18 protein-coding genes are annotated in these 23,649 nt (G+C 49.6%); 6 read left to right on the forward strand and 12 right to left on the reverse strand.

Annotation, left to right across the window (positions count from 1 at the left end; all coding sequences use genetic code 11):
* From folP to rlmE, 3 genes are all read right to left on the reverse strand, one after another.
* On the reverse strand, positions 1-846 hold the full coding sequence (folP, locus tag ACQY6I_RS04145; RefSeq protein ID WP_428240208.1) for a dihydropteroate synthase: 846 nt from the start codon (positions 844-846) through the stop codon (positions 1-3).
* Positions 847-919: 73 nt separating this feature from the next.
* Positions 920-2,860 carry an ATP-dependent zinc metalloprotease FtsH gene (ftsH, locus tag ACQY6I_RS04150; protein ID WP_428240209.1) on the reverse strand — a complete coding sequence of 647 codons (1,941 nt, stop codon included), beginning with the start codon at positions 2,858-2,860 and terminating at the stop codon, positions 920-922.
* Between the two features lie 49 nt (positions 2,861-2,909).
* Positions 2,910-3,542 carry a 23S rRNA (uridine(2552)-2'-O)-methyltransferase RlmE gene (gene rlmE, locus ACQY6I_RS04155; protein WP_428240210.1) on the reverse strand — a complete coding sequence of 211 codons (633 nt, stop codon included), beginning with the start codon at positions 3,540-3,542 and terminating at the stop codon, positions 2,910-2,912.
* Positions 3,543-3,655: 113 nt separating this feature from the next.
* Here rlmE and yhbY point away from each other — a divergent pair, with 113 nt between their 5' ends.
* Positions 3,656-3,967, forward strand: a complete 312-nt coding sequence (gene yhbY, locus ACQY6I_RS04160) for a ribosome assembly RNA-binding protein YhbY (RefSeq protein ID WP_428240211.1) — start codon at positions 3,656-3,658, stop codon at positions 3,965-3,967.
* Here the strand turns inward: yhbY and ACQY6I_RS04165 are convergent.
* Together ACQY6I_RS04165 and glyA are read right to left on the reverse strand one after the other, a co-directional pair.
* A complete protein-coding gene (locus ACQY6I_RS04165; protein WP_428240212.1) occupies positions 3,957-4,877 on the reverse strand; it encodes a DMT family transporter in 921 nt (306 codons plus the stop codon). The two genes, yhbY and ACQY6I_RS04165, sit on opposite strands and share 11 nt — an antisense overlap.
* Positions 4,878-5,013: 136 nt before the next feature.
* Positions 5,014-6,276 (reverse strand): serine hydroxymethyltransferase, encoded by a 1,263-nt coding sequence (gene glyA / locus ACQY6I_RS04170; RefSeq protein WP_428240213.1) that lies wholly within the window; start codon positions 6,274-6,276, stop codon positions 5,014-5,016.
* 324 nt (positions 6,277-6,600) lie between these two features.
* On the opposite strand from glyA, the gene ettA reads away from it, so the two are divergent.
* The 3 genes from ettA to ACQY6I_RS04185 all read left to right on the forward strand — a co-directional run bounded on the left by ettA (position 6,601) and on the right by ACQY6I_RS04185 (position 12,282).
* Positions 6,601-8,259 carry an energy-dependent translational throttle protein EttA gene (gene ettA, locus ACQY6I_RS04175; RefSeq protein WP_428240214.1) on the forward strand — a complete coding sequence of 553 codons (1,659 nt, stop codon included), beginning with the start codon at positions 6,601-6,603 and terminating at the stop codon, positions 8,257-8,259.
* A gap of 60 nt (positions 8,260-8,319) precedes the next feature.
* Positions 8,320-9,420, forward strand: a complete 1,101-nt coding sequence (locus ACQY6I_RS04180; RefSeq protein WP_428240215.1) for a diguanylate cyclase domain-containing protein — start codon at positions 8,320-8,322, stop codon at positions 9,418-9,420.
* Positions 9,421-9,588: 168 nt separating this feature from the next.
* Complete coding sequence (locus ACQY6I_RS04185; RefSeq protein ID WP_428240216.1) at positions 9,589-12,282, forward strand: P-loop NTPase fold protein; 2,694 nt, start codon at positions 9,589-9,591, stop codon at positions 12,280-12,282.
* A gap of 9 nt (positions 12,283-12,291) precedes the next feature.
* Here the strand turns inward: ACQY6I_RS04185 and ACQY6I_RS04190 are convergent, their stop codons facing one another.
* The 7 genes from ACQY6I_RS04190 to ACQY6I_RS04220 all read right to left on the reverse strand — a co-directional run bounded on the left by ACQY6I_RS04190 (position 12,292) and on the right by ACQY6I_RS04220 (position 21,633).
* Complete coding sequence (locus tag ACQY6I_RS04190) at positions 12,292-13,125, reverse strand: carbon-nitrogen hydrolase family protein (protein WP_428240217.1); 834 nt, start codon at positions 13,123-13,125, stop codon at positions 12,292-12,294.
* On the reverse strand, positions 13,125-16,991 hold the full coding sequence (locus ACQY6I_RS04195) for a YhdP family protein (RefSeq protein ID WP_428240218.1): 3,867 nt from the start codon (positions 16,989-16,991) through the stop codon (positions 13,125-13,127). Before ACQY6I_RS04195 ends, ACQY6I_RS04190 begins: the two co-directional genes overlap by 1 nt.
* A gap of 112 nt (positions 16,992-17,103) precedes the next feature.
* Positions 17,104-18,591, reverse strand: a complete 1,488-nt coding sequence (gene rng / locus ACQY6I_RS04200) for a ribonuclease G (RefSeq protein WP_428240219.1) — start codon at positions 18,589-18,591, stop codon at positions 17,104-17,106.
* Positions 18,588-19,172: a Maf family protein gene (locus tag ACQY6I_RS04205; RefSeq protein WP_428240220.1), complete on the reverse strand. Its 585-nt coding sequence runs from the start codon at positions 19,170-19,172 to the stop codon at positions 18,588-18,590. Before ACQY6I_RS04205 ends, rng begins: the two co-directional genes overlap by 4 nt.
* A 2-nt stretch (positions 19,173-19,174) precedes the next feature.
* Positions 19,175-19,669: a rod shape-determining protein MreD gene (gene mreD / locus ACQY6I_RS04210; RefSeq protein ID WP_428240221.1), complete on the reverse strand. Its 495-nt coding sequence runs from the start codon at positions 19,667-19,669 to the stop codon at positions 19,175-19,177.
* Positions 19,666-20,535, reverse strand: a complete 870-nt coding sequence (gene mreC / locus ACQY6I_RS04215) for a rod shape-determining protein MreC (RefSeq protein WP_428240222.1) — start codon at positions 20,533-20,535, stop codon at positions 19,666-19,668. Before mreC ends, mreD begins: the two co-directional genes overlap by 4 nt.
* 63 nt (positions 20,536-20,598) lie before the next feature.
* On the reverse strand, positions 20,599-21,633 hold the full coding sequence (locus tag ACQY6I_RS04220; RefSeq protein ID WP_044619076.1) for a rod shape-determining protein: 1,035 nt from the start codon (positions 21,631-21,633) through the stop codon (positions 20,599-20,601).
* A gap of 251 nt (positions 21,634-21,884) precedes the next feature.
* Here ACQY6I_RS04220 and gatC point away from each other — a divergent pair, with 251 nt between their 5' ends.
* Complete coding sequence (gene gatC / locus ACQY6I_RS04225) at positions 21,885-22,172, forward strand: Asp-tRNA(Asn)/Glu-tRNA(Gln) amidotransferase subunit GatC (protein WP_428240223.1); 288 nt, start codon at positions 21,885-21,887, stop codon at positions 22,170-22,172.
* Between the two features lie 28 nt (positions 22,173-22,200).
* A complete protein-coding gene (gene gatA / locus ACQY6I_RS04230) occupies positions 22,201-23,646 on the forward strand; it encodes an Asp-tRNA(Asn)/Glu-tRNA(Gln) amidotransferase subunit GatA (RefSeq protein ID WP_428240224.1) in 1,446 nt (481 codons plus the stop codon).
* Positions 23,647-23,649 lie beyond the last annotated feature (3 nt).

Consider the following 23,649-nt stretch of genomic DNA (forward strand, 5'->3'; position numbering starts at 1 on the left):
TCACTTCTCCTGATTTTTTTGCCATGGCTGTTGGGCATTAAATACCTTAATAGCCTCTACACTTTCTTTTACATCGTGAACGCGAACGATATCTGCACCATTCATCGCTGCAATTACTGCCGCGGCCACACTCCCCACCATTCTTTCCGAAACCGGTGTATTGAGAATATCACCAATCATGGTTTTTCTAGACATCCCCACCAATACAGGCAGTTGCAACGATTTGAATTCTTTCAGGCGAGCCAGTAACGCGAGATTATGATCCAGTGTCTTGCCAAAACCAAAACCTGGGTCAATCAGCAATCGATTAGCACCTATTCCTGCCTGCATACAGACATTAACCCTTTCCTGTAAATACTCGATGATATCCAGCACAGGATCCTGATATCGGGGGCCTTCCTGCATACTCGCCGGACTACCCCGCATATGCATCAGACATACCGGCAAACCAGTTTCAGAACAGGCCTGTAAGGCTCCCGGAAGCTCCAATGCTCTGACATCATTTATCAAATGAACACCAGCGGCGGCGGCGGCGGTCATGACCCGTGGGCGACTGGTATCCACCGATACAAAGATATCAAAACGGCTTACTATTTTTTCAATGACCGGCAAAACCCTCTCAAGCTCTTCCGTCTCACTGACTTCTGCGGCTCCAGGCCGGGTGGATTCACCGCCAATATCGATAATATCAACACCCGCTGCAATCATGGATTCAGCATGAAAGAGTGCCTTGTCGAGCCCATTAAAATGGCCACCATCAGAAAATGAATCCGGGGTCATATTTAGTATCCCCATGACTCTTACTTTATCCAACGTCAAGCGCCGGCCATTACCTTGAACAAACATACCTTCCCCACAAAAAGAAAAGCACCGAATGATTCCATTCAGTGCTTCTGAAACATTGCTTAGACTTGCTTTATCAGCTTTCCTTTGGAATTTCCTTGCCCGTCGCAGGCTCACCCTCAACACTATCTACCGGATCAGCAGATGGCTTCGTTTCCTCTGCCGTATCTTGCGAAGTGGCAGTACCGCTGCCATTGTTATCATCCCAAGATGCAGGCTTACGCGGCTTTCTGCCTTCCATAATGTCATCGATCTGCTTGGAATCGATAGTCTCATATTCCATCAGCGCGTCTTTCATCAGCTCAAGCTTGTCGCGATGCTTATTCAATATATCTGTAGCCAAAGAGTACGATCTGTTAATGATTTTCTTAATCTGCTCATCTACTTCTCTGGCCGTTGTATTGGAAATATGAGTAGAACGGGTCTGACTACCCAGATAACCCTGTTCCTCTTCCTCATACTGAATCGGACCCAATTCGGACAGCCCCCACTTGGTTACCATGCTACGAGCCATGCCGGTGGCCTGCTGAATATCATTTGAAGCTCCGGTCGAGACACTGTCAGTACCATAAATCAACTCTTCTGCAATCCGGCCACCATAGGCGGAAGCAATTCTGCCTTCAATATAGCGCTTGCTATAAGAGACTTTGTCTTCTTCTGGCAGATACATAGTCACCCCCAACGCTCGGCCGCGGGGAATAATGGTTACTTTATAAACGGGATCATGTTCAGGCATCAGACGACCGACGATTGCATGACCTGCTTCATGATAAGCCGTCATTTCCTTGTCTTTCTCACTCATCACCATGGTTTTGCGCTCAGCACCCATCATGATCTTGTCTTTAGCGCGATCGAACTCTTCCATACTGACAATGCGCTTGTTCAGACGGGCAGAAAACAGTGCAGCTTCATTCACCAGGTTAGCGAGATCCGCACCGGAAAAGCCGGGAGTACCACGGGCTATAACCTTGGCATCGACATCATCACCACAAGGGACTTTACGCATATGGACTTTAAGAATCTGTTCACGACCACGGATATCCGGCAGCGAAACCACCACCTGACGGTCAAAACGACCAGGCCGCTGCAACGCAGGGTCCAATACATCCGGTCGGTTGGTAGCTGCGATAACGATGATGCCATCGTTGACTTCAAAACCATCCATTTCGACCAGCAACTGGTTCAACGTCTGTTCGCGCTCATCGTTGCCACCACCGATACCAACACCCCGGGAACGTCCGACCGCATCAATTTCATCGATAAAAATGATACAAGGCGCTTGTTTCTTGGCCTGATCAAACATATCACGAACACGGGAGGCACCTACACCGACAAACATTTCAACGAAGTCTGAACCAGAGATAGAGAAAAATGGTACTTTTGCTTCACCGGCTATGGCTTTGGCCAGCAAAGTTTTACCGGTTCCCGGAGGGCCGACCATCAGCACACCCCGGGGAATTTTACCGCCGAGACGCTGGTACTTGCCTGGATCACGCAGAAAATCCACCAACTCTTTAACATCTTCTTTGGCTTCATCAACACCAGCGACATCAGCAAATGTGCTTTTAATCTGATCTTCACTCAGCAGTCGGGCCTTGCTCTTCCCAAAACTCATAGGGCCTTTTCCACCGCCCCCACCGCCCTGCATCTGGCGCATGAAAAACATAAATACAGCAATAATGATCAGTATCGGAAAGGATGCTATCAACAGCTGAGTCCAGACACTTTGTTGCTCTGGCGCCTTCCCTTCAATCACTACATTCTGAGATCGCAACTCTTCGAACAACTGGCTGTCATCGATGCCATAAGGACGATCAGTCTTAAATCTTGAGCCATCACGACGCTCACCGGTGATTTGCAAAGGTGCAATCGTGACTTTTTTGACCCGGTCACGCTCAACCTCGGTGATGAATTCAGAATAAGTAATACTGTCTGAGCTTCCTGTTGCGGGGAAGTTTTGGAAGATCGTTAATAAAACCGCCGCTATAACGATCCATAAAATCAAATTTTTAGCCATATCGTTCAATTTTCACCTTCTCGGTCATTTATCCTGCCGCACTGAACCGTTAGGATCCAGACAGGCCATTATAATCTTCTGCCACCAGATAAACCTCTCTTGACCGGGATCGAGAAGAACTGGGTTTGCGGGTGGAAACCTTTCTGAAGTTATCTCGCACACTGCGTAAATAAGCATCAAACCCTTCACCCTGGAACACCTTCGCAATAAACGCGCCTCCCGGTCTGAGGGTCTGCAGCGCCATATCCAGGGCAAGCTCTACCAGATACATGGCTTTCGGCTGATCAACCGCTGACATACCGCTCATATTGGGGGCCATATCAGAGATTACAAGATCAGCAAGCTGAGCATCCAATAATTCCATAATCTGATCAAATACTTCCTGTTCAGTAAAGTCGCCTTGAATAAAGTCGACTCCGGCAATTGCATCCATCGGCAAAATATCAGAAGCGATTACCGTACCATGATCTCCGACCAGTCTGGCAGCAACCTGTGACCAGCCACCAGGAGCTGAACCCAGATCGATAACCGTCATTCCCGGTTTTATAAACTGACCTTTCTCATTAATTTCCAGTAATTTATAACTGGCCCTGGAGCGATAACCATCCTGCTTGGAGCGCTGAACATATACATCATCGAAGTGTTCTTTCAGCCATCGCCCTGAACTTTTTGATCTTGCCACTTAGTTAACTACTTCCAAATAATAGTGTTATATAAAAAATTTAGCGCTGGCAGCCATTTTTCAGCTCTTATACAATGCGCGCCCATTTTGAGAATGAAGCTAAGTTTAGCATTATGAATCTGACAGCAGAGCAAAAAAAATTCTATCGTGGTATTAGTCACCATCTAAACCCAGTTGTCACGGTAGCAGGTAACGGATTAACAGACACTGTACTCGCAGAAATCGACAGAGCCCTTGAAGACCATGAACTCATTAAGGTTAAAGTATCTGTAGGTGATCGCGATTTGAGAGCTGAAGTCATTAAGCAGATTTGCACAGCCACCCGCGCCACTCTTGTTTTTACGATAGGAAACGTCGCACTGCTGCTGCGCAAGGCCCGCAAACCAAACGCAAAACTCTCCAATCTGATTCGCTTCAAGAACTGATATCGACCGAATCGAATTCAATGGCTTTGGTTGGCCGAAAGGATATCTGGCTAACAACCACTCCTCCGATAATCAAAGCAACTGCATACCATTGTGACAACCGAATGTGTTCATCCAGGATCAGGAACGCAAATAGCAATGTAAATACCGGAATAAGATTGGAAAACATCACCACCTGTGTCGCAGGCAAAAAACGAACGCTGAAATTATAGATGCCGTATCCCCCCAGCGTAACCACCACACCAAGATAAAGCACTCCGAGATTGGCTGGCCATAACGCGAAATCCGGCAAACCATCGACCAGAAGCATGATGGGCATGAAAAACAGCAGCCCTATCACGCTCTGAAAAGCCGTCAAAAATAATGACGAATAGCGTGCGGAAAGTGACTTTAGAATAATGGTGTAAAATGCTGCACTGACCATAGCAATAAACTCAAGAAAATTACCCAGCATGGGATTGCTGGCCTGATCAGAGGGACTACCGGAAAAGGTCAGCCAGATCACCCCGGGCACAGTCAGTAATATTCCCGCCAGATGATTTTTCCGTACCTGTTCCCCGAGAATCCACCCCGCCAGCACAGCGACGATCAGCGGCAACATGGCAGTTACAACACCGGCTTCAGAAGCTGTCGTCAGTTTCAAAGCCCAGGCTTCGAACATAAAATAGATGCATGGCTCAGCCAGGGACATCAGTATCAAAAACTTGATATCTTTGCGCTCTATCTGCTGCTGCAGAATCAATGGCAAAAACAGCGAAAACACCAGTGACGCTGTCAGCATTCGAAACGCTACCGCCTGTAGTGGGGAAAATCCTTCCAACACAAACTTAAACGCAACAAAAGAGCTACCCCATATCGCCATCGCAAATATCAATGTCAGCGATGCAAATACATTCCTGGACTGCAACATTTATCTTCACTCATAAAACAACTATTACGGCCAGTCGTCATAACTGCCGCACAGACCGAATGGCCTGCAATTTAACAGGCCGATAAAAAAGGGGGCGTTGCAAGCAACACCCCCCTGAACTACAGGTTACTGGAAATTATTTATACACAGGCAATCTGGTACAGATCTCCAATACTTTCTGTTTCACTTCCGCAATAACGGCGCTGGCATCGCCAGCTTCCAGGCCGTCCAGAATATCACATATCCAGCCGGCCAGCTTTCCAGACTCTTCCTCTTTGAAACCTCTGCGGGTAATTGCAGGCGTACCAATTCTGAGACCAGAAGTTACAAACGGAGAGCGGGGATCGTTGGGAACAGCGTTTTTGTTGACCGTTATATTAGCCTGACCCAGTGCTGCGTCCGCATCTTTACCGGTATATTCCTTACCAATCAGATCAACCAGAAACAAGTGATCATCAGTGCCATTGGAAACGATTTTAATACCACGCTCCTGAAATACGCCAACCATCGCACGGGCATTTGCCACTACTTGCTGCTGATAAGCTTTAAATTCTTCACTCATGGCTTCCTTAAAGCAGACCGCCTTACCGGCGATGACATGCATCAGAGGGCCGCCCTGACTTTCCGGGAATACCGCAAAGTTCAGTTTTTTATTCAGCTCTTCATCATTATTGGCCAGAATCAGACCACCGCGAGGCCCACCCAGAGTCTTATGCGTAGTCGTCGTCACGACATCGGCAATGCCCACCGGAGTCGGATAATTTCCGGCTGCCACCAATCCTGCGATATGAGCCATATCAACAAACAGATAAGCACCCACTTTATCAGCAATGTCTCTGAACCGCTGCCAATCAACGATACGGGAATAAGCCGAAAAACCTGCCACAATCATAGTGGGCTTGTGTTCTTCCGCCAGCTGTTCAACCTGCTCATAATCAATCTCGCCAGTTTCAGGGTTCAAACCATACTGCACGGAATTGTAGATACGACCGGAAAACGACACAGGGGCACCATGGGTCAAATGACCACCGTGCGCCAGACTCATACCCAAAACGGTATCGCCCGGTTTGCACAACGCCATATAGACGGCAGCGTTAGCCTGTGAGCCGGAATGCGGCTGCACGTTGGCATACTCCGCACCAAACAATGCTTTTGCGCGATCGATAGCCAGCTGTTCCACCACATCAACGTGCTCACAACCACCGTAATAACGTTTACCAGGATAGCCTTCAGCATACTTGTTGGTTAACACAGAACCTTGGGCTTCCATGACTCTGGGGCTGGTATAGTTTTCTGAGGCAATCAGCTCAATGTGCTCTTCCTGGCGTTGAGCTTCAGCAGTCATTGCCGCGTACAACTCGTCATCATAGCCCTGGATTTTCATGGATTTCTCAAACATCAGCTTCTCCTGGTGTTATTGATCAAATTGGATTACAGGTTTTTTTTATTCTTTCTTTGTAGCCTGAGGCAAAAAAACATCAATGCCATACGAGGTTTGTCACTCATCTTCCACACCCGCCAGGTTCGCCACCTTGCCCGGCCATGGCGACCACGAGTACCAACCAGTCTCAAGCCGGCTGCTATTCTAACTAAAAGCACAAACAAAACTCACATGAAAAAACATTGTCGCTGCTATGAAGATATTTTGCCCGAAGACCTTGGGTTTAGCCGCTGTTTTGACTAACCTTGTCAGCCTTTAGAATACCAAGAGGTCATAAGCCACGTGGCTCAATACGTTTATACCATGAACAGGGTCGGTAAGATCGTCCCGCCCAAACGCGAAATCCTGAAAGATATTTCCCTGTCATTTTTCCCAGGTGCCAAGATCGGAGTGCTGGGTCTGAATGGTGCGGGTAAATCAACACTACTCAGAATCATGGCCGGTATTGATACCGAGATACAGGGGGAAGCCAGACCTCAGCCGGGTATCAAGGTGGGTTACCTTCCTCAGGAGCCACAACTGGACGAAGAAAAAAACGTTCGTGAAATCGTCGAAGAGGCACTTGGTGAAATCAATGAGGCCAAGACCAAACTGGATGAAGTCTATGCTGCCTATGCCGACCCTAATGCAGATTTTGATGCACTGGCGGCCGAACAGGCGCGACTGGAAAATATTATTCAGGCCGCAGACGCACACAATATGGAACATAAACTGGAAATCGCCGCCGATGCATTGCGCCTTCCACCTTGGGACGCCAAAGTCAAATATCTCTCAGGTGGTGAGCGTCGCCGTGTGGCACTGTGCCGGTTATTACTGAGCTCTCCGGATATGTTGCTACTCGACGAGCCCACCAACCATCTGGACGCCGAATCAGTTGGCTGGCTTGAACGTTTTCTGCATGAATTTCCCGGTACTGTGGTGGCAATTACCCACGACCGTTATTTCCTGGACAATGTTGCCGGCTGGATTCTGGAACTGGACCGTGGTCACGGTATTCCTTATGAAGGCAATTATTCCGGCTGGCTCGAAGCTAAAGAAAAACGACTGGAGCAGGAAGCCAAACAACAGGCAGCTCATGAAAAAACCGTTAAATCAGAATTGGAATGGGTGCGTCAAAATGCCAGAGGGCGCCAGGCCAAATCCAAAGCCCGGTTAAAGCAGTTCGAAACACTGAACAGTCGTGAGACCCAAGCCCGCAGTGAAACCAATGAAATCTATATTCCACCGGGGCCTCGTTTAGGGGATGTGGTCTTCGAAGTCGAGCATGTCGCCAAGTCCTTTGAAGAAAAAGTACTCTACGATGATCTGTCTTTTACCGTTCCGCCAGGTGCCATTGTTGGTGTCATTGGTGGTAATGGTGCCGGTAAATCAACACTCTTCAAACTGTTAACTCAACAGGAACAGCCTGACAGCGGTGCAATTCGTATCGGCGACACAGTCAAAACGGCCTACGTCGGCCAAATGCGCGAGCTGGATGACAGCAACACGGTCTTTGAAGAAGTCTCTGAAGGCCGGGATCTGATTCAGGTCGGTGGATATGAAATTCCGGCCCGGGCCTACCTTGGGCGCTTTAACTTCAAGGGCTCTGACCAGCAAAAATATGTCAAACATCTGTCCGGTGGTGAACGTAATCGCCTGTTTCTAGCCAAACTGCTGAAAGAAGGCGGCAACGTGTTGTTGCTCGACGAACCAACCAACGATCTCGATGTGGAAACGCTGCGGGCGTTGGAAGAGGCGTTATTGGTATTCCCAGGCAGTGCGATTGTCATATCCCACGATCGCTGGTTCCTCGACCGTGTTGCCACTCACATTCTGGCCTTCGAAGGCGATTCCAATACGGTATTCTTTGAAGGCAACTACAGCGAGTATGAAGAAGAGCACAAAAAACGGGTTGGCGACCAGGGTCCGAAACGCGTTAAATATAAACGGATCAAAACCTAACCGATCCCATTGCGGGAGGTCTCCTCCCGCTGCTATCACCTTTTACAAAGCGATGTAGTAATGCAAAAAAAGCTTAATAATCAGTTGTTCGCCCTTTCCGGCCTTGGTCTGGTCGCCGGGATTCTGCTCACCCAGGGGATCAGTTGGATCACCAGTGCCCAGAAACTGGCGCATATGCAGATACTCGGCTTTCTCTGCATCGGCATCGCAATTATTCTGCTGACGGCGTGTTTCAAGCTGATCGCCATGGTACGGCTCGATATTTCTAACCAGATATCCGCACAGCTGCAGCAGTTACTGAATAAGACCAACACCATTCTGAGTGCCTCCAAAAAGATTAAAAATGACCAGCAGGGGCTGATCCGGCTGCTCAATGAAACCTCTGAAGGCGCCTGGCTGAAAAACCTCGATAATGAATTCATTTTTGCCAATGAACATCTCGGCAAATTATTAAATGCTACCCCCACAGCACTGGTTAACAGGGATTCTTCGGTGGTCGATTCTGACTTCCTGCATCATCTCAATCAGGTTGATGCGAGGGTAATTGCATCCGCAGAAACAGAAAGTATCGAAATCGAAACCGGCAACCAGCACCGGTTTGTCATTCGCTCCACCCCTATACTGAATGCTAATGGTAAGGTTTCCGGTACCGCTGCCACTGTCAGTGACATCACTCACCTGAAGACCTTGCGGGAACTGCAGGATAAGTGGCAGTTCATCGATCCGCTGACCAGTCTTGGTAATATCCTGATGGGACAAAACTGGTTGAAAGACGCGCTAGCTACCCGCCAACAGGATGAGATTGTTGCTGTGCTGATGTTCGAATATGAGAATTTTGCCGAGATCAGCAAACAACTAGGCTCAATGGTTGTAGATTTGATAGTGGCAGAAACCGGCAACAGAATCACCGGATTAGTTGGTCAAGAGCAACTGCCCATTCGGGTTTCTGGTGATCAGTTCGGCTTACTGATCCGAAAAATATCTGATCCTGCAGACATCCTGTCTCTCGCAGAGCAGATCAAACAGCAGTTATCAGAACCGCTCACCGTTCATGAGACAGAACTGTCTTTGACGCCCCGGTTGGGCATGGCCAGAACACCGGTCCATGGTGATGACCCAATCCAGCTACTGGCAACTGCAGAGCAGGACATGCGGGCCTGAGCACGATTCATCCTGTCAGCCCGCCAGCTTTTGCTCTATATTGACAGCCCTCTGCAGTCGGCATTTCAATAACCAGGTCAATAGCTTTACCTGGTTAAATAAAAAATCATAACGCCGTAGAGTTCGCTCCATCCAGATCACAATATCCGGACACAAGCAGGCTCTCACATGATTAACCCTGAACAGCTGTCACAATCATCACAAAACGTATTCTGGTGGGCGACCGCCCTGGCCCAGTTTCGGGCAGCCAGACACAATGAAACATCGGTTTTGGTCAACCTCAGTGATGTGGTAGTTGGCATGCTGTTAGAGTCTCCTACCGATCCAACCGCTACGACATTACTGACCCATTTCCATCTGACACCCGGTCAGATATTACCGGATGACTATTTGATTCCCACCCTGCAGGAGCTGGAGCGGCAATTGCAATCTATCCCTGCGGACACGTCCCCCGGCTTTGATTCAGAAGCGGACGATTTCCTCAAACTGGCTTATGAAATAGCGGCACAGAACAAATATTCCCAAGCACTTGAACCGTCATCGTTACTGATCGCGTTATTGCAGAATCCTAATACCATCGCAGAAAAGCTGACAGAACTGTTTAGCCAACGAGGCATAGAGATATCTCAAATCCAGCAGCTGAGTCAGGAATTTTTCAGTCAGCCTGAAAACAAACAAAGCTACGCTGAATTTCTACAAACCCGCCTGCCTTATCACGCCAGTCCGGTTGATATTCCCAACTACAAGGCTGATCACGGCAATCTGAATGATCTGACCCAGGATCTGGTTGGCATTCGGGCCGAAGTGGATGCATTTGCCTATCTGCTGGCATCCAGGGGGCTGAAACCTCCTCTGGCGGTTGGCCTGTTCGGTGAGTGGGGATCAGGCAAGTCATTTTTCATGCAGGCAGTCAGAAGCCGTATCGAACAATTGACCGGCAGTGATCAGATCAATCAGCGTTCTCAGGCCGACGTTCCGTACTGGAAACGCATCATTCACATTGAATTTAATGCCTGGCACTACGTGGAGGGAAATCTCTGGGCCAGCCTGGTTGACCATATCTTCAATCAACTTCGGCTCAAGGGAGAGAAAGAGGATCTGGTGGAAAAACGGCGTAACTACTGGTTGCAAAAACTGGACAGTAAACGCATGGAGCTCGCCGAACTGGAATCAGAATACAGCGTAGCCAAACGGGATCTCGATAGCCTGGAACAGCGAATGGGCCTGTTGGAACAGACGTATCAGACAGAAATGGAACGTCTGCGTCAGCTTAAAGCCAGTGCCAGCTCCGACGTAGTCATCCGAGACAGTCTTGAAGCTGTTTCCAAAGTGCTCGATAACAACCTGCTTGCTATCGGACTACCCAGGGCCAGCGACATTTTCAAACAACTGGATGAGGCACGCCACGAGATCAAATGCGGTCGACGCTTGTTGACGGAACTATGGCATCATCAAAACCGGTCATATCGATATCTACTGATTCTGGCAGGAGTGTTCCCACTGGCAATTGCATGGGGTTTGACCAGCCTGACAGGGTCAATGAATACAGCCTGGCTCAGCGGCGCAGGCGCAACAGCTGCAACCGTGACTGCACTGTTTTCGAAAACCACCTTGTTTATCAAAGACCGGCTAAAACAGCTGCAGCAGGCCTCCGCCAAGGTGCAGCAGGAAGTCGTAGATAAACAACAACAGTTGGATAGCCAGCTAACGGCTGCTGAGCAGGCAGTAGAAGGTACCCGCCAGCGACTGAATGATTCCATTCATAAAAGAAGCCTAGCGTTGGACAGTATTGACAGCATCCAGAACAAACTGAAGGACGTCACTCCTACACAAATACTGAATGAATTTGTCCAAGAACGGGTGGGCTCCGGTGACTATCGCAAGCACTTGGGGATTCCCGCATTGATTCAGCAGGACTTTCAACAGCTGGCGACATTGATTTCAAACCATAATCAGGCTTTGGTAGCGAGAGACAATACAGAAAACGAAGTACATGATGATTATGGTTTTAACCGTATTATCCTCTACATAGACGATCTTGACCGCTGCCCCGATACTCACGTGGTGCAGGTATTACAGGCCGTGCATCTGCTGCTGGCATTTGAATTGTTCGTGGTCGTGGTGGCAGTCGATTCACGCTGGCTGTCCCACGCTCTGATCAAACATTTTGATGCCCTGGCTCCGGAAAACAATGGTACTTCAGCAGCCACTCCTGATGACTATCTGGAGAAGATTTTTCAAGTGCCGTTCTGGGTACAACCACTGAATGACCATGCCCGTCAGAACATTATTAATGGCCTGCTCGAAGGCCATTTGCTGACCACCCGTCAGGACCCCGGCAGTCAATCATCAACTGACAACAACATTCCCAAAGTCTCCGAAGCGCATCAGCAGATACTGGACTCCCTTAACCCCGCCAGTGCACCTCCAGAGCTGGATGTAGCAGCACTGAGCATTCATGCCGATGAACTCGATTTTTTAAAACAACTCACACCACTACTGGGCAATACTCCCAGGGCCACGAAACGATTTGTGAACCTGTATCAGTTGTTACGGATCATTCACCATCTCGCCCCGGAAAACGATCAGGAGTCACCACCGGATTACCAACTGCTCAGTTTTATGCTTGCCACCGGAAGCACTGTGCCAGGTCTTGAACAATCCATTCTCAACGCAGAAAAACACAACCCATATGGTGTACTGAGTGACGTTCTCAATAACCTGGAACCGGTTCATGCAAATCAAATTCAATCGTGGATGGATTCAAGACCACACTGGCAAGCCATTCCTCTGACCCGAATACAACAGGCATACCAACAGGTAGAACGTTTTCTGTTCCGGGTCAGCAGGCCAGGTACGTAGAAGGATATCTCACCGTGAACGCCGTCTGGCCTGAATACGATGTTCCTGATTCGGCATGGTCTGACGCATAGTGTGAACCCTGGTCAAATCGATTTGCCCGAGCAACCAACCAGTCTCATCAGAGAGACAGGCCTGCACCGTTCCCCAGGGCTCGACGACCATCGAATGTCCCCAGGTCTGACGACCGTCGTCATGTGTACCGACCTGTGCCGGGGCCAGCATATAACAGGCATTTTCCACCGCCCGCGCACGATTCAATAACTCCCAGTGAGCCATGCCGGTAGGGCGGGTAAACGCCGCTGGTGCCACCAGCACCTCTGCGCCCATAGCCCGCAACCGCTGGTAATGTTCAGCGAAGCGCAGATCGTAACAGACTGACAGCCCCACCCGGCCCACAGGAGTGTCGACTATGGTCAGAGTGCTACCATGACGGTAAGTAGCACTCTCCCGATATCGATTATGACGGTCAGCAATCACCGCATCAAAGAGATGAATTTTGCGGTATTCGGCCACCCGTCGGCCACTATCATCAAAAACAGGGCAACAGGCCCAGGGTTTCTGTGTGACATCATTTTTAAATGGAATCGTACCTGCAATCAGCCACAGCCGGTAACGACGGGCCAGGGCACTGACATGCGCCATGATCATCTGCTGCTGTTCAAGGGATTGTCGGGATTCGCGGGTAATATCTCGATTCCCATAGCTGGCCCAATTCTCCGGCAGCATGGCCAGATTCACATCAGGATGCTGATCAGCCAACTGCCGAAACGCTTCACTGACCGTCTCCAGATTGACAGCAATATCGTTAGAACTGGTCATTTGCAGCAATGCGACGGTGCTCATTATTTTACCTCTTTATCCTTCAGTTTTTTGTCCTGAAGGGAATTATCAAATGCCTTATACAGCTGGTATTTGGGGTTTTCCCAACTGCCGGTAATCCGGTATTTCACCGATGAAAAACGTTCCAGTCCAGAGTTCATGATGCGTTCGGTAATAAAAATCGCCACTGCCACTTGCGGTGTCACACCGGCCAGTAGAGCGGCCAGAGGAATGGCACTTGAGACCGGTACAGTAAAAACCATATCCAAATCAAGCTGCTGGTCAACCATATTGTAACCGCCGTTAAAGCGGAATTTGGTGGCTGCGCCATCTATGACAAATTCATTGGCCACCATAGCAAAGCCATCTTCAAACAGCAGAGTGCCATCCACAGTGTCAAACGAGATACCTTTCTGCACGATGTCAGAAAAGTCCAGCGCCAGGCGTTTCAGAATCCGGGAGAAATTAAAAATGCCGAACAGCTTAATGTCCTCATACTCCTCAACATTCAAAATAGCACCTTTGCGCATATGAATATCGGTTTTGCCTTTTACCGTCTCTGCCCGATAAGCCAGCGGTGATCCTGGCCATTGAAGCTCTAAAGTCGATTCCGCGGACTGAGTACGAATGCTGCGGGCATAACCCATCTTTTCCAAGACACTGCCAACATCACCGGCCTTCACATGACTTTGCACGTGGGTAGATACAGAACCATCGGCAGCAGCCAGCCAGTCCAGCGCTCCGGTTAGCTCAAGACCATTGACACTCCCCTGAATATCAGTGACGGTCACACCATTGTTGACGGGTTTGATACGTGCACTCCAACTGCCGAAATCCCGACCATCCCATTCCAACCGTTTAACCTGAACCAAAGCCGGATAAATGGTTTTCAAATCAACAGTCGCCAGCGGGTCATCGTTTTTGCTGCCGGAAGCATCAGGCTGTGTATGCAATCTGAGAAACTCAAAGTCCAGTACCAGTGGCTCATTTTCGCCATGCCCCCAGCCCATGTTGCCCTGGACATCTGGTCCTTTGAAATCCGCTGTCCAGCCCTGGTCTGTCCGACTGACCAGCACCTGCATATCCGGCCAGGTTTCAGTGAAATAGTTCAGTTCATCAGTATGAATGCTGATCTCACGAATCAATTGATCAAAAGACCTGGCGCCGGCTGTATCTGGCTTTTTCGCCGGCCACTGTTGATACAGTCTGGTGATCTTCTGGATATTTTCCTGCCAGCGATCACCATCCAGTTTCGCCTCATGAATATCAATAAAGACACCATCCTCTTCTGGCAGCTTCGCCCCTGTCCCAGACTGAATCGTGCCTCGTTCGATCTGGTTATTCACCATCCGCATGTTGGCCGAAAGCGTGTCTGCCAACTGTACCTGTAGATAACTTTTGTCATTCTCAAACTGCATACTCAAAGTGCTGGGCCATACCTCGTCAGCAGTTTTTTGCAACGGACTGGAATAATTCATGGCTATGCCGGTCAAATCGCTGTTTACCGTCAAACGGCTGCGACTGCGGCTGGGCTGAATGTCGAGTTGTGCCTGATAGGGCGTAACCCCTCCAGTTTCATATACCAGTGCATCCCCGATCCACTCACCCACATCGGCGACATCGGCCTGCCCGACGGCATCAATGAGCCAGTGCGGGTCAGTGCTGCCAAAGCCGCGTGTGGTGATATCAAAGGCGGTATCATGACCAAAGAAACGACCATGCAGTCCAGACGAGGAAAACCCGGTACGACTGGAAAAACTGACACGGCCTGCGGCCTGATCCACTGCCAGCTCGTAATCAGGCAACACCAGCTGGTTATCACTGAGGCGAACATCCACCTGAGCCTGAACCTTGTTTCCCTGTACTGGAATCCTTAGCTTTGCCTGACCGGATAATTCCGCACCATCAACTATCCAGGTATCCAAAGTATTGCCGCTGAACTCCCGTAATGGCGAAGTACGGACAAAATCCAGTACAGCTTCCGGTGCACCACGAAACCGGGTATCAACAAGGACATCGGGTTGGTGTTGATCCAGCGCTACCGATACCTGAGTGCTTTCAGCGGTCAGGTCCATATAATGCAGCGGATCGACTTTCACATTGAGCTGATCCGGAGACAAATCTATGCTGCCTGATAATTTTTGCAGCATCGGCCATTCCCGTTCAGCAATGAAATCGACATCCTGCAACTGATCTTTCAACAACACAGAAATACCATTACGCGTATTGCCAATCAGCGGCGTTGAAATCACCAGAGCACCGTGACCATTGCTAAATGAGCGGACAGAATTCAGCAGCCATTGCCGCAGCTGGCGATCCATGACAATTGGCAAGGCCTGTTCCAACTGCTCCCGGCCACCGCCGCTGAAAGCCAGATTCAGATCAAATCGGGGTTCGCGTTCATGGTCCGGAGACTTGAAGGGAATAAACACACTGAAGTCTGCATTGGCGGAAGTCAGTCCCCTCGGTTGGCCAATAATATGATGACCACTGACCCGTAAACTGTTACCTGGATACCAGAACCATTCAACCTGGCCCTGAAGCGCATCGATATCCACCGATGAATCCAGTACCCCGGATAAGGTCATGGAAGTATCAGAGGGTGTCACAGTGACCAGCCCATGACCGGCTGTCATGTCGATATAACCATTCATATCGGATAATCCCGGCACCCCCTGCCAAGGATCCATAGAAACATTCTCAAACCGCCCCTGAACAGTCAGCCGGTCAGCCGGAGGCTGGGTTGTCCGCCAAACAATACGCGAGTTATATAACCGACCACGGGGATTTAAATCCATGACCTTTCCCTGTGGAAACAACACATTGGTCAGATTGGCCAACACGTCAACATCCAGCCGGTTGCTGTTGATTTCCAGCGATTCACCATTCCAGAAAAGGTAATGTTTACTGGGTTTCCAGGTGTTATTCTGGAATTGAAATGTCAGCCCGCTCAGCCACGCCTGGGTCCGATTTCCACCGAATTCCACGGTCAGATCGGATTCTACATTCCGCAGTTCTAAGTGACGGTTTTCCTGACTCAGAGCCAATTGTGGTACTTTGATCCGGCCATGTACGGAATCCAGCTTGCCGGCTTTCAACAAAATCCGATAATTGGACTGTGAACGGAATACATCCCACTGAGTACCTGTGTTCCTGACTGACATCCATGGTGCCCAATCGAAATCCTCCTGATCAAAATAAATGTCCGCATCGGGCTGATCCTGATCCCAATTCCAGAACCGGGCAGCCCCCTGAAAACCAGATTGGGGACTATCGGCACCCAATCGGCCGATAAAGTTAAGAGTCTTTTCGTTACCAACAGAAATGGCCTGCAATTCCGACAGCTCGATACTCATGGCACGCTGAGCCGCAAACTGCAGATTCAGTTGAATATCACTGAGATAGATCTGTTCATTGTCAAACAGAGGCTTGATATCTTTCAGGAAACGTCCGAGAGAAACAGGTTCGGTACTTTGTTTGCGGGATAACTGCCAGTCTCCGATAGACCAGCCGGAAGATTCGGTTTTCTGTCGCATCTCCATCTGCACACCGGAAATACTGACGAACTTGGCAATCGGCCGGCCTTCGGCCAGGGTCGGCAAAATGGATAAATCAAAGCGCATATGATCGACAAACAGGACTGAGCCGATACTGACCTGGCTGGCCGAGAGGGACGGACTGAATCCGGACAGCGTGCCATGCAACTCGCCAATGGATACTGGATAACCAATCCGGCTGGAAATAATCTCTGCAATCTGATCCTTCTTGTTATTGATCAGCGGCAGTAATTGCCGTCCTAACACAACATAAACGGCCAGGATCACCAACAACAGTGCCAGCAGTTGCCAAAGCTGGACCATGTAACCACGAAATAAAACAGATAAACGCAAGAACCTGATACCGATGTCGAAAGTAGACCGGCATTTTAGGAGACTTTCAAAGACTATCCGAGCGCTTTATTGCAATCTTATTTAAAATCTATCTACAAGATACTGCTGGTTATTACTGCAGTACCACATCAAACTGTTCCTGACTGTACATGGGCTCAACCCGGAAATGAATCGGCTTCCTGATAAACTCTTCAAGATCCGCCACTGCAGCCGACTCTTCATCAAGCAAACGGTCCACCACTGTCTGGGCTGCCAGCACCATATAGCTTTTGGTATCGTAGGCTCTCACCTCACGCAGGATTTCACGAAAAATCTCATAGCAAACCGTTTGCGCAGTTTTAATGCGTCCCCGGCCGTCACATACCTGGCAATATTCCGTCAACATATGTTCCAGACTTTCGCGGGTACGTTTACGGGTCATTTCCACCAGCCCGAGCTCTGATACCCCTGTGACCTTGGTCTTGGCATGATCTTTTTCCAACAGTTTTTCCAGCATCCGTAACACTTGACGCCGATGCTCGGTATCTTCCATGTCGATAAAATCAATAATGATGATGCCGCCAAGGTTACGCATGCGTAACTGCCTGACAATTGCGGTCACGGATTCAAGATTGGTCTTAAAGATGGTTTCCTCAAGATTCCGGTGCCCGACAAACGCCCCGGTATTTACATCGATCGTGGTCATGGCTTCGGTCTGATCGATAATCAGGTAGCCTCCGGACTTGAGCTCAACCTTACGCGACAGGGCGCGGCGGATATCTTCTTCCACATTGAACAAATCGAATACCGGCCGTTCGCCCGGATAGTATTCAAGGATAGGTTCGACTTCCGGCGTATATTTGCGTACGAAATCGAGCGTATTCTGAAAGTTTTCACGAGAATCGATGCGTATTTTATCCACGTCAGAACGAATCAGATCCCGGGTAATGCGCAAGTGGAGAGGCAGATCTTCATAAACAATCTGCGGCGCTTTTTCGCTTTTGATGCGCTCCTCAAGCACCCGCCAGAGACGACGCAGGTAGTCCATATCCTTGCGAATTTCGGTCTCACCAATGGACTCCGCTGCCGTGCGTAAAATGAAGCCACCTTTCTCGATGCCAACTTCATCCTTACAGCCATTCACCAGTTCCCGTAAGCGCTCACGCTCGCTTTCCCCCTCAATACGCTGACTGACCCCAATGTGATCGGAGTCCGGTACGTACACCAGATAGCGCGAAGGAATGGATAACTGGGTGGTCAATCGGGCACCTTTGGTGCCGATGGGATCTTTGATGACTTGTACGGTGATGGGTTCGCCTTCACGCACCAGCTGAAAAATAGGCAAGACGTTTTTGTTGTCGGAAGTTTGATGTTCATCCTGAAGACGGGGATGGGAGATCTCAATATCAGAAGCATGAATAAAGGCTGCTCGTTCGAGGCCGATATCCACAAATGCCGCCTGCATGCCCGGGAGTACCCGGACCACCTTGCCGCGATAAATATTTCCGACAATGCCGCGATTCTGGCTGCGCTCTATATAAACTTCCTGAACAGCACCGTTTTCCACAATCGCAACCCTGGTTTCCATCGGCGTTACGTTAACCAAGATTTCTGAGTTCATTCGATATCCTGCCAGATTTCAACATTGAACTGTTTCAAAAGTTCAGTCATCACTTCCAGAGGCAACCCCATTACACCTGAGAAACTACCTTCAATCCGGTCAATGAACGCCGATCCAAACCCCTGAATCCCATAAGACCCTGCCTTATCGCAGGGCTCACCACTTTGCCAGTATCGTTTCATCTGCTCAATACTGATAGTTTTAAACCATACCCTGGTACGGCTCAGCCCATAATGTTCCCTGTCAGTATTCATAACACATATACCGGACAGTACCTCATGCTCCCGCCCGGAAAGTTTGGTCAGCATGGCAATGGCATCCTGTTCGGACTCCGGTTTGCCAAAAATATGCTGATCACAGACAACCGTGGTATCGGAACCAATGACCACCGCATCACGACCAGTGTCAGAATTCAGGATCACCCTGGCTTTCTGCTCACTCATTCGTTTCACATAATCAGTCGGAGACTCTTCCGGCAGCACAGTCTCATCAATATCAGCTGGACAGACTTCAAACCTGACTCCAATCTGTTTTAAAAGTTGTTTACGCCTTGGCGAGGCAGATGCCAATATTAATGTCATGCTTACTGTACTCGGAATCGTCTTTGAACGGATAACATTACCAGAGCAACAAACGGCCAGATAACGGCACTGCTCACAGAGGGAATTAAAAAGGAATAGCCACTGCTGACCACACTCAGCTGACCTTTGATCCAGTGTAACAGCGACAAGTGCAGACCAATAATCAGGAAAATCACCATGGCCTGTTGATAGAGCGGGTATAAGCGCATGCGCTGATGCAACAAGGAAATTAGATAGGCACTTAACGACAGCGTGAAGGCCTGTAGTCCCAACAGATTGGCTTCCAGCAGATCCAGAATCAGACCAATGACCCAGGCGGTAAAGATGCCCACCCGATAAGGCAGCGCCAGCACCCAGTAAAGAGTCACCAGGTATGTCCACTCGGGACGCAGGAAGGCAATAGTATCTGGTATCGGAACGATATCGAGAATAAAGGCGATGACAACTGTCAGAACAATGATCAACAGGTTTTGCGGTTTTGGGTTTTCACTGCTCATTGGGTGGCATCACTGTCACTTGATTGGTTAGCTTCGAACTTTTTCTCAGCCCCGTTAAATACCAGCAACACATGTTTGCTGCGATTCAGATGGGCGCTGGGCTTAGCTTTAATAATGGCAAATGGTTCGCCGGGATCGTGTTCCACACTATCGACGACCGCAACCGGATATCCCTGGGGAAAGCGCCCACCCAAGCCGGATGTGACCAATAAATCACCGACCTGGATATCTGCAGTGTCGGGCACATAGATAAGCTCCAACTGACTCAGATCCCCGGTTCCCGAAACCACCCCGCGAAGACCATTACGGTTCACTTCCACGGGAACGGCATGGTTGGCATCGGCAATCAGCAGAACACGGCTGGTGTAGGTATCGATCTGAATGACCTGCCCCATCAATCCAGTCGCATCGAGTACCGGCTGACCGACAAAAACACCATCCTCGGAACCTTTATTAATAATCACCTGATGGGAAAAAGCATCGGTATCCAGCCCGATCAACTGGGCCGCCAGAATCCGCTCACTTACCTGTTCTGACGCATTCACCAGCTCCCGGAGACGACGGTTTTCAGCCTGAATGATCGGTAATTGCTGAGTCTTGCGCTGCAGCATCAATACCTGTGCTTTCAGGCTCTCATTCTCGATCATCAGTTTTTCCCTGGAAGCCAGAGTACTGGAACTCCAGTCCACTGCTTCTGAGGGCACATTGGCAATCCACAAAATCGGTGTTAACGGATATCCAAGGATCTGCTTCAGCTTGTCGGTCTGCGGAATACGCAGATCAGCAAACATCAACATCCCGGAAAGAAGCAAGGCAAATAAAAACCGATAGCCTAAATGAGGGCCATGGGAAAAAATAGACTTCAACGGGTCCTCCGGATGATGGTCATTGCTTTGTCAGGCGGCAGAAGTCTGCCACCGAAGACTTATTCAGTCTGCAACAAAATCAAAAACTTTATCATCCATCATTTCCAACGCCCGACCGCCACCTCTGGCAACACAGGTCAATGGATCATCAGCAATGATGACAGGTAATCCTGTTTCTTCGCTCAGCAGTTTATCGATATCACGCAACATCGCGCCGCCACCGGTCAGCACCATACCGCGCTCAGCGATATCAGCGGCCAGTTCCGGGGGCGTCTGTTCAAGTGCACTTTTGACGGCCTGAACGATAGCAGAGAGTGATTCCTGTAACGCCTCCAACACTTCACTACTGTTCAAAGTGAAGCTGCGGGGAATACCTTCGGCAAGATTGCGTCCGCGAACGTCAATTTCGCGAATCTCAGTACCGGGATAAGCACAGGCGATTTCAATTTTGATCCGTTCGGCGGTTGCATCACCGATCAGGCTGCCATAGTTTCTGCGGATATAGGACACAATCGCTTCGTCGAAACGGTCACCACCAACACGGACCGATTCAGCATAAACAATACCGTTGAGAGAGATAATTGCGATTTCAGTCGTACCGCCACCGATGTCGACCACCATCGAACCGCGGGCTTCTTCCACCGGCAGACCAGCACCAATTGCCGCAGCCATTGGCTCTTCGATCAAATACACTTCGCGGGCACCCGCTCCATAGGCTGATTCCTTAATGGCTTTACGTTCAACCTGAGTGGATTTACAGGGCACACAGATCAGCACCCTTGGGCTTGGAGCAAACCAGGTATTTTCATGTACCTTGGCAATAAAATGCTGGAGCATTTTTTCAGTGACCTGGAAGTCGGCGATGACACCGTCCTTCATTGGTCGGATGGCGGTAATGGAACCAGGCGTTCGACCCAGCATACGTTTTGCCTCGTGACCCACTGCGGCAACTGAACGTTGATTCCCCTGCATCCGCACAGCAACGACCGACGGCTCATTTAAAACGATATCTTTGTCTCTAACGTAAATCAGGGTATTTGCTGTGCCTAGATCGATTGAAAGATCGGATGAAAACAGACCTCTTATTTTCTTGAACATCTAATGGTTACCATAATCTGTGGTCAAATATGAAAAACTGGTTGGCAATGTATCAACGGCGGGGATTTTGGGCAAGCCGGAAATGTGCTAATCTCGCCGCCCTTCAGTGCTTTTGTCGTTATTGTGTGCTCAGACATTGACGCTGGAATTACAGAGCTTATGACCCAATATAATATCACCAAATAAAATACACGCCCTCTTCAAGTGATCCTTCACGGTGGTATTGAAACATTATCTGCGGGAGAAACCTAATGAGCTTAGAACGCTCTGATGTAATCAACATCGCTCAGTTAGCGCGACTCAGAATCGAAGATCAGCAGATCGACGGTTATACCGAGACGCTTTCCAACATTCTCGAACTTGTCGACCAAATGCAGGCCGTTGATACGTCAAACGTTGAACCGTTGGCCAACCCCCTGGACGCCACACAGCGTCTGCGGGCCGATGAAATCACTGAATCCAATCATCGTGACGACTACCAGAAAGTTGCACCACTGACCGAAGCCGGTCTGTATCTGGTGCCCAAAGTCATTGAATGATACGCAGTCATATCTCAGGAATATAAAGATGACAGAGCAAACTCTTGCCCGACTGAGCGAAGGGCTCAAGAACAAAGAATTTTCCAGCACCGAGCTGACAAAAAGTTATTTACAGAACATTCAGTCGGCCGATGCACAATACAACGCATTTATTACCGTGACCGAGGAACAGGCACTGGCACAGGCAAAAGAAGCCGATGCTCTGATCGCCACAGGTAATCATCAGCAACTCACAGGGATCCCGATTGCACACAAAGATCTGTTTTGTACACAGGGCGTAAAAACGTCCTGCGGCTCAAAAATGCTGGATAACTTTGTCGCGCCTTATAATTCCACCGTGGCGGAAAAATTTAATCAGGCCGGTGCGGTGGTGCTGGGCAAAACCAATATGGATGAGTTCGCCATGGGGTCATCCACGGAGTCCAGTTATTACGGTCCAACCCGCAACCCCTGGGACACTAACAAAATACCCGGCGGATCTTCCGGCGGATCTGCTGTAGCAGTGGCCACAGGCATGGCGGTGGCAGCCACCGGCACAGACACCGGTGGCTCCATCCGCCAGCCGGCAGCCTTTTGTGGTATCACCGGCATCAAACCCACGTATGGCCGGGTATCACGCTGGGGCATGGTCGCCTACGGTTCGTCTCTGGATCAGGCCGGCCCTATGACCCAAACCGCAGAAGATGCAGCCATCATGCTGAATGTCATGGCGGGGTTCGATACCAGAGACTCCACTTCGGTAAACCGCCCTGTGCCAGATTACACCGCTAACCTGGATCAACCTCTGACCGGGCTGCGAATCGGCCTGCCCAAGGAGTTCTTCGGGGCAGCATTGAATAACGAAATTGCCACCCTGATTCACGCAGCGGTTAAAGAGTTTGAAAAGCTTGGTGCCACCATCAAGGAAGTCAGCCTGCCCAGAACCGAGCTGTCAATTCCGTCGTACTACATCATCGCCCCGGCAGAAGCATCCACCAACCTGTCACGTTTTGACGGAGTACGCTACGGCTACCGCTGCAAAGATCCACAGGATCTGCAGGATATGTTTACCCGCTCGCGGGCTGAAGGTTTTGGTGCAGAAGTCCAGCGTCGTATCATGATTGGTACCTATGCGCTGAGTGCTGGTTACTATGATGCCTATTATCGTAAAGCCCAGCAGCTGCGTCGGCTCATCAAAGATGATTACGTCGCGGCCCTGGCTGAGGTGGATGTCATCATGGGACCGGCGACCCCTTCACCCGCCTGGGAGCTCGGTGCCAAAAACAATGACCCGGTCTCCATGTATCTGGAGGATATTTACACCCTGTCAGTGAATCTGGCCGGCTTGCCAGGCATGAGCATTCCCTGTGGCTTTGTAAATAACATGCCAGTCGGTCTGCAGGTAATCGGTAACTACTTTGATGAAGCCCGCCTGCTTAACATAGGTCATCAGTTCCAGCTGGCAACTGACTGGCATAAACAGAAAGCGGTGTAAGAG

This window comes from Gynuella sp. (genome assembly GCF_050297175.1).
Classification (GTDB): Bacteria; Pseudomonadota; Gammaproteobacteria; order Pseudomonadales; family Natronospirillaceae; genus Gynuella.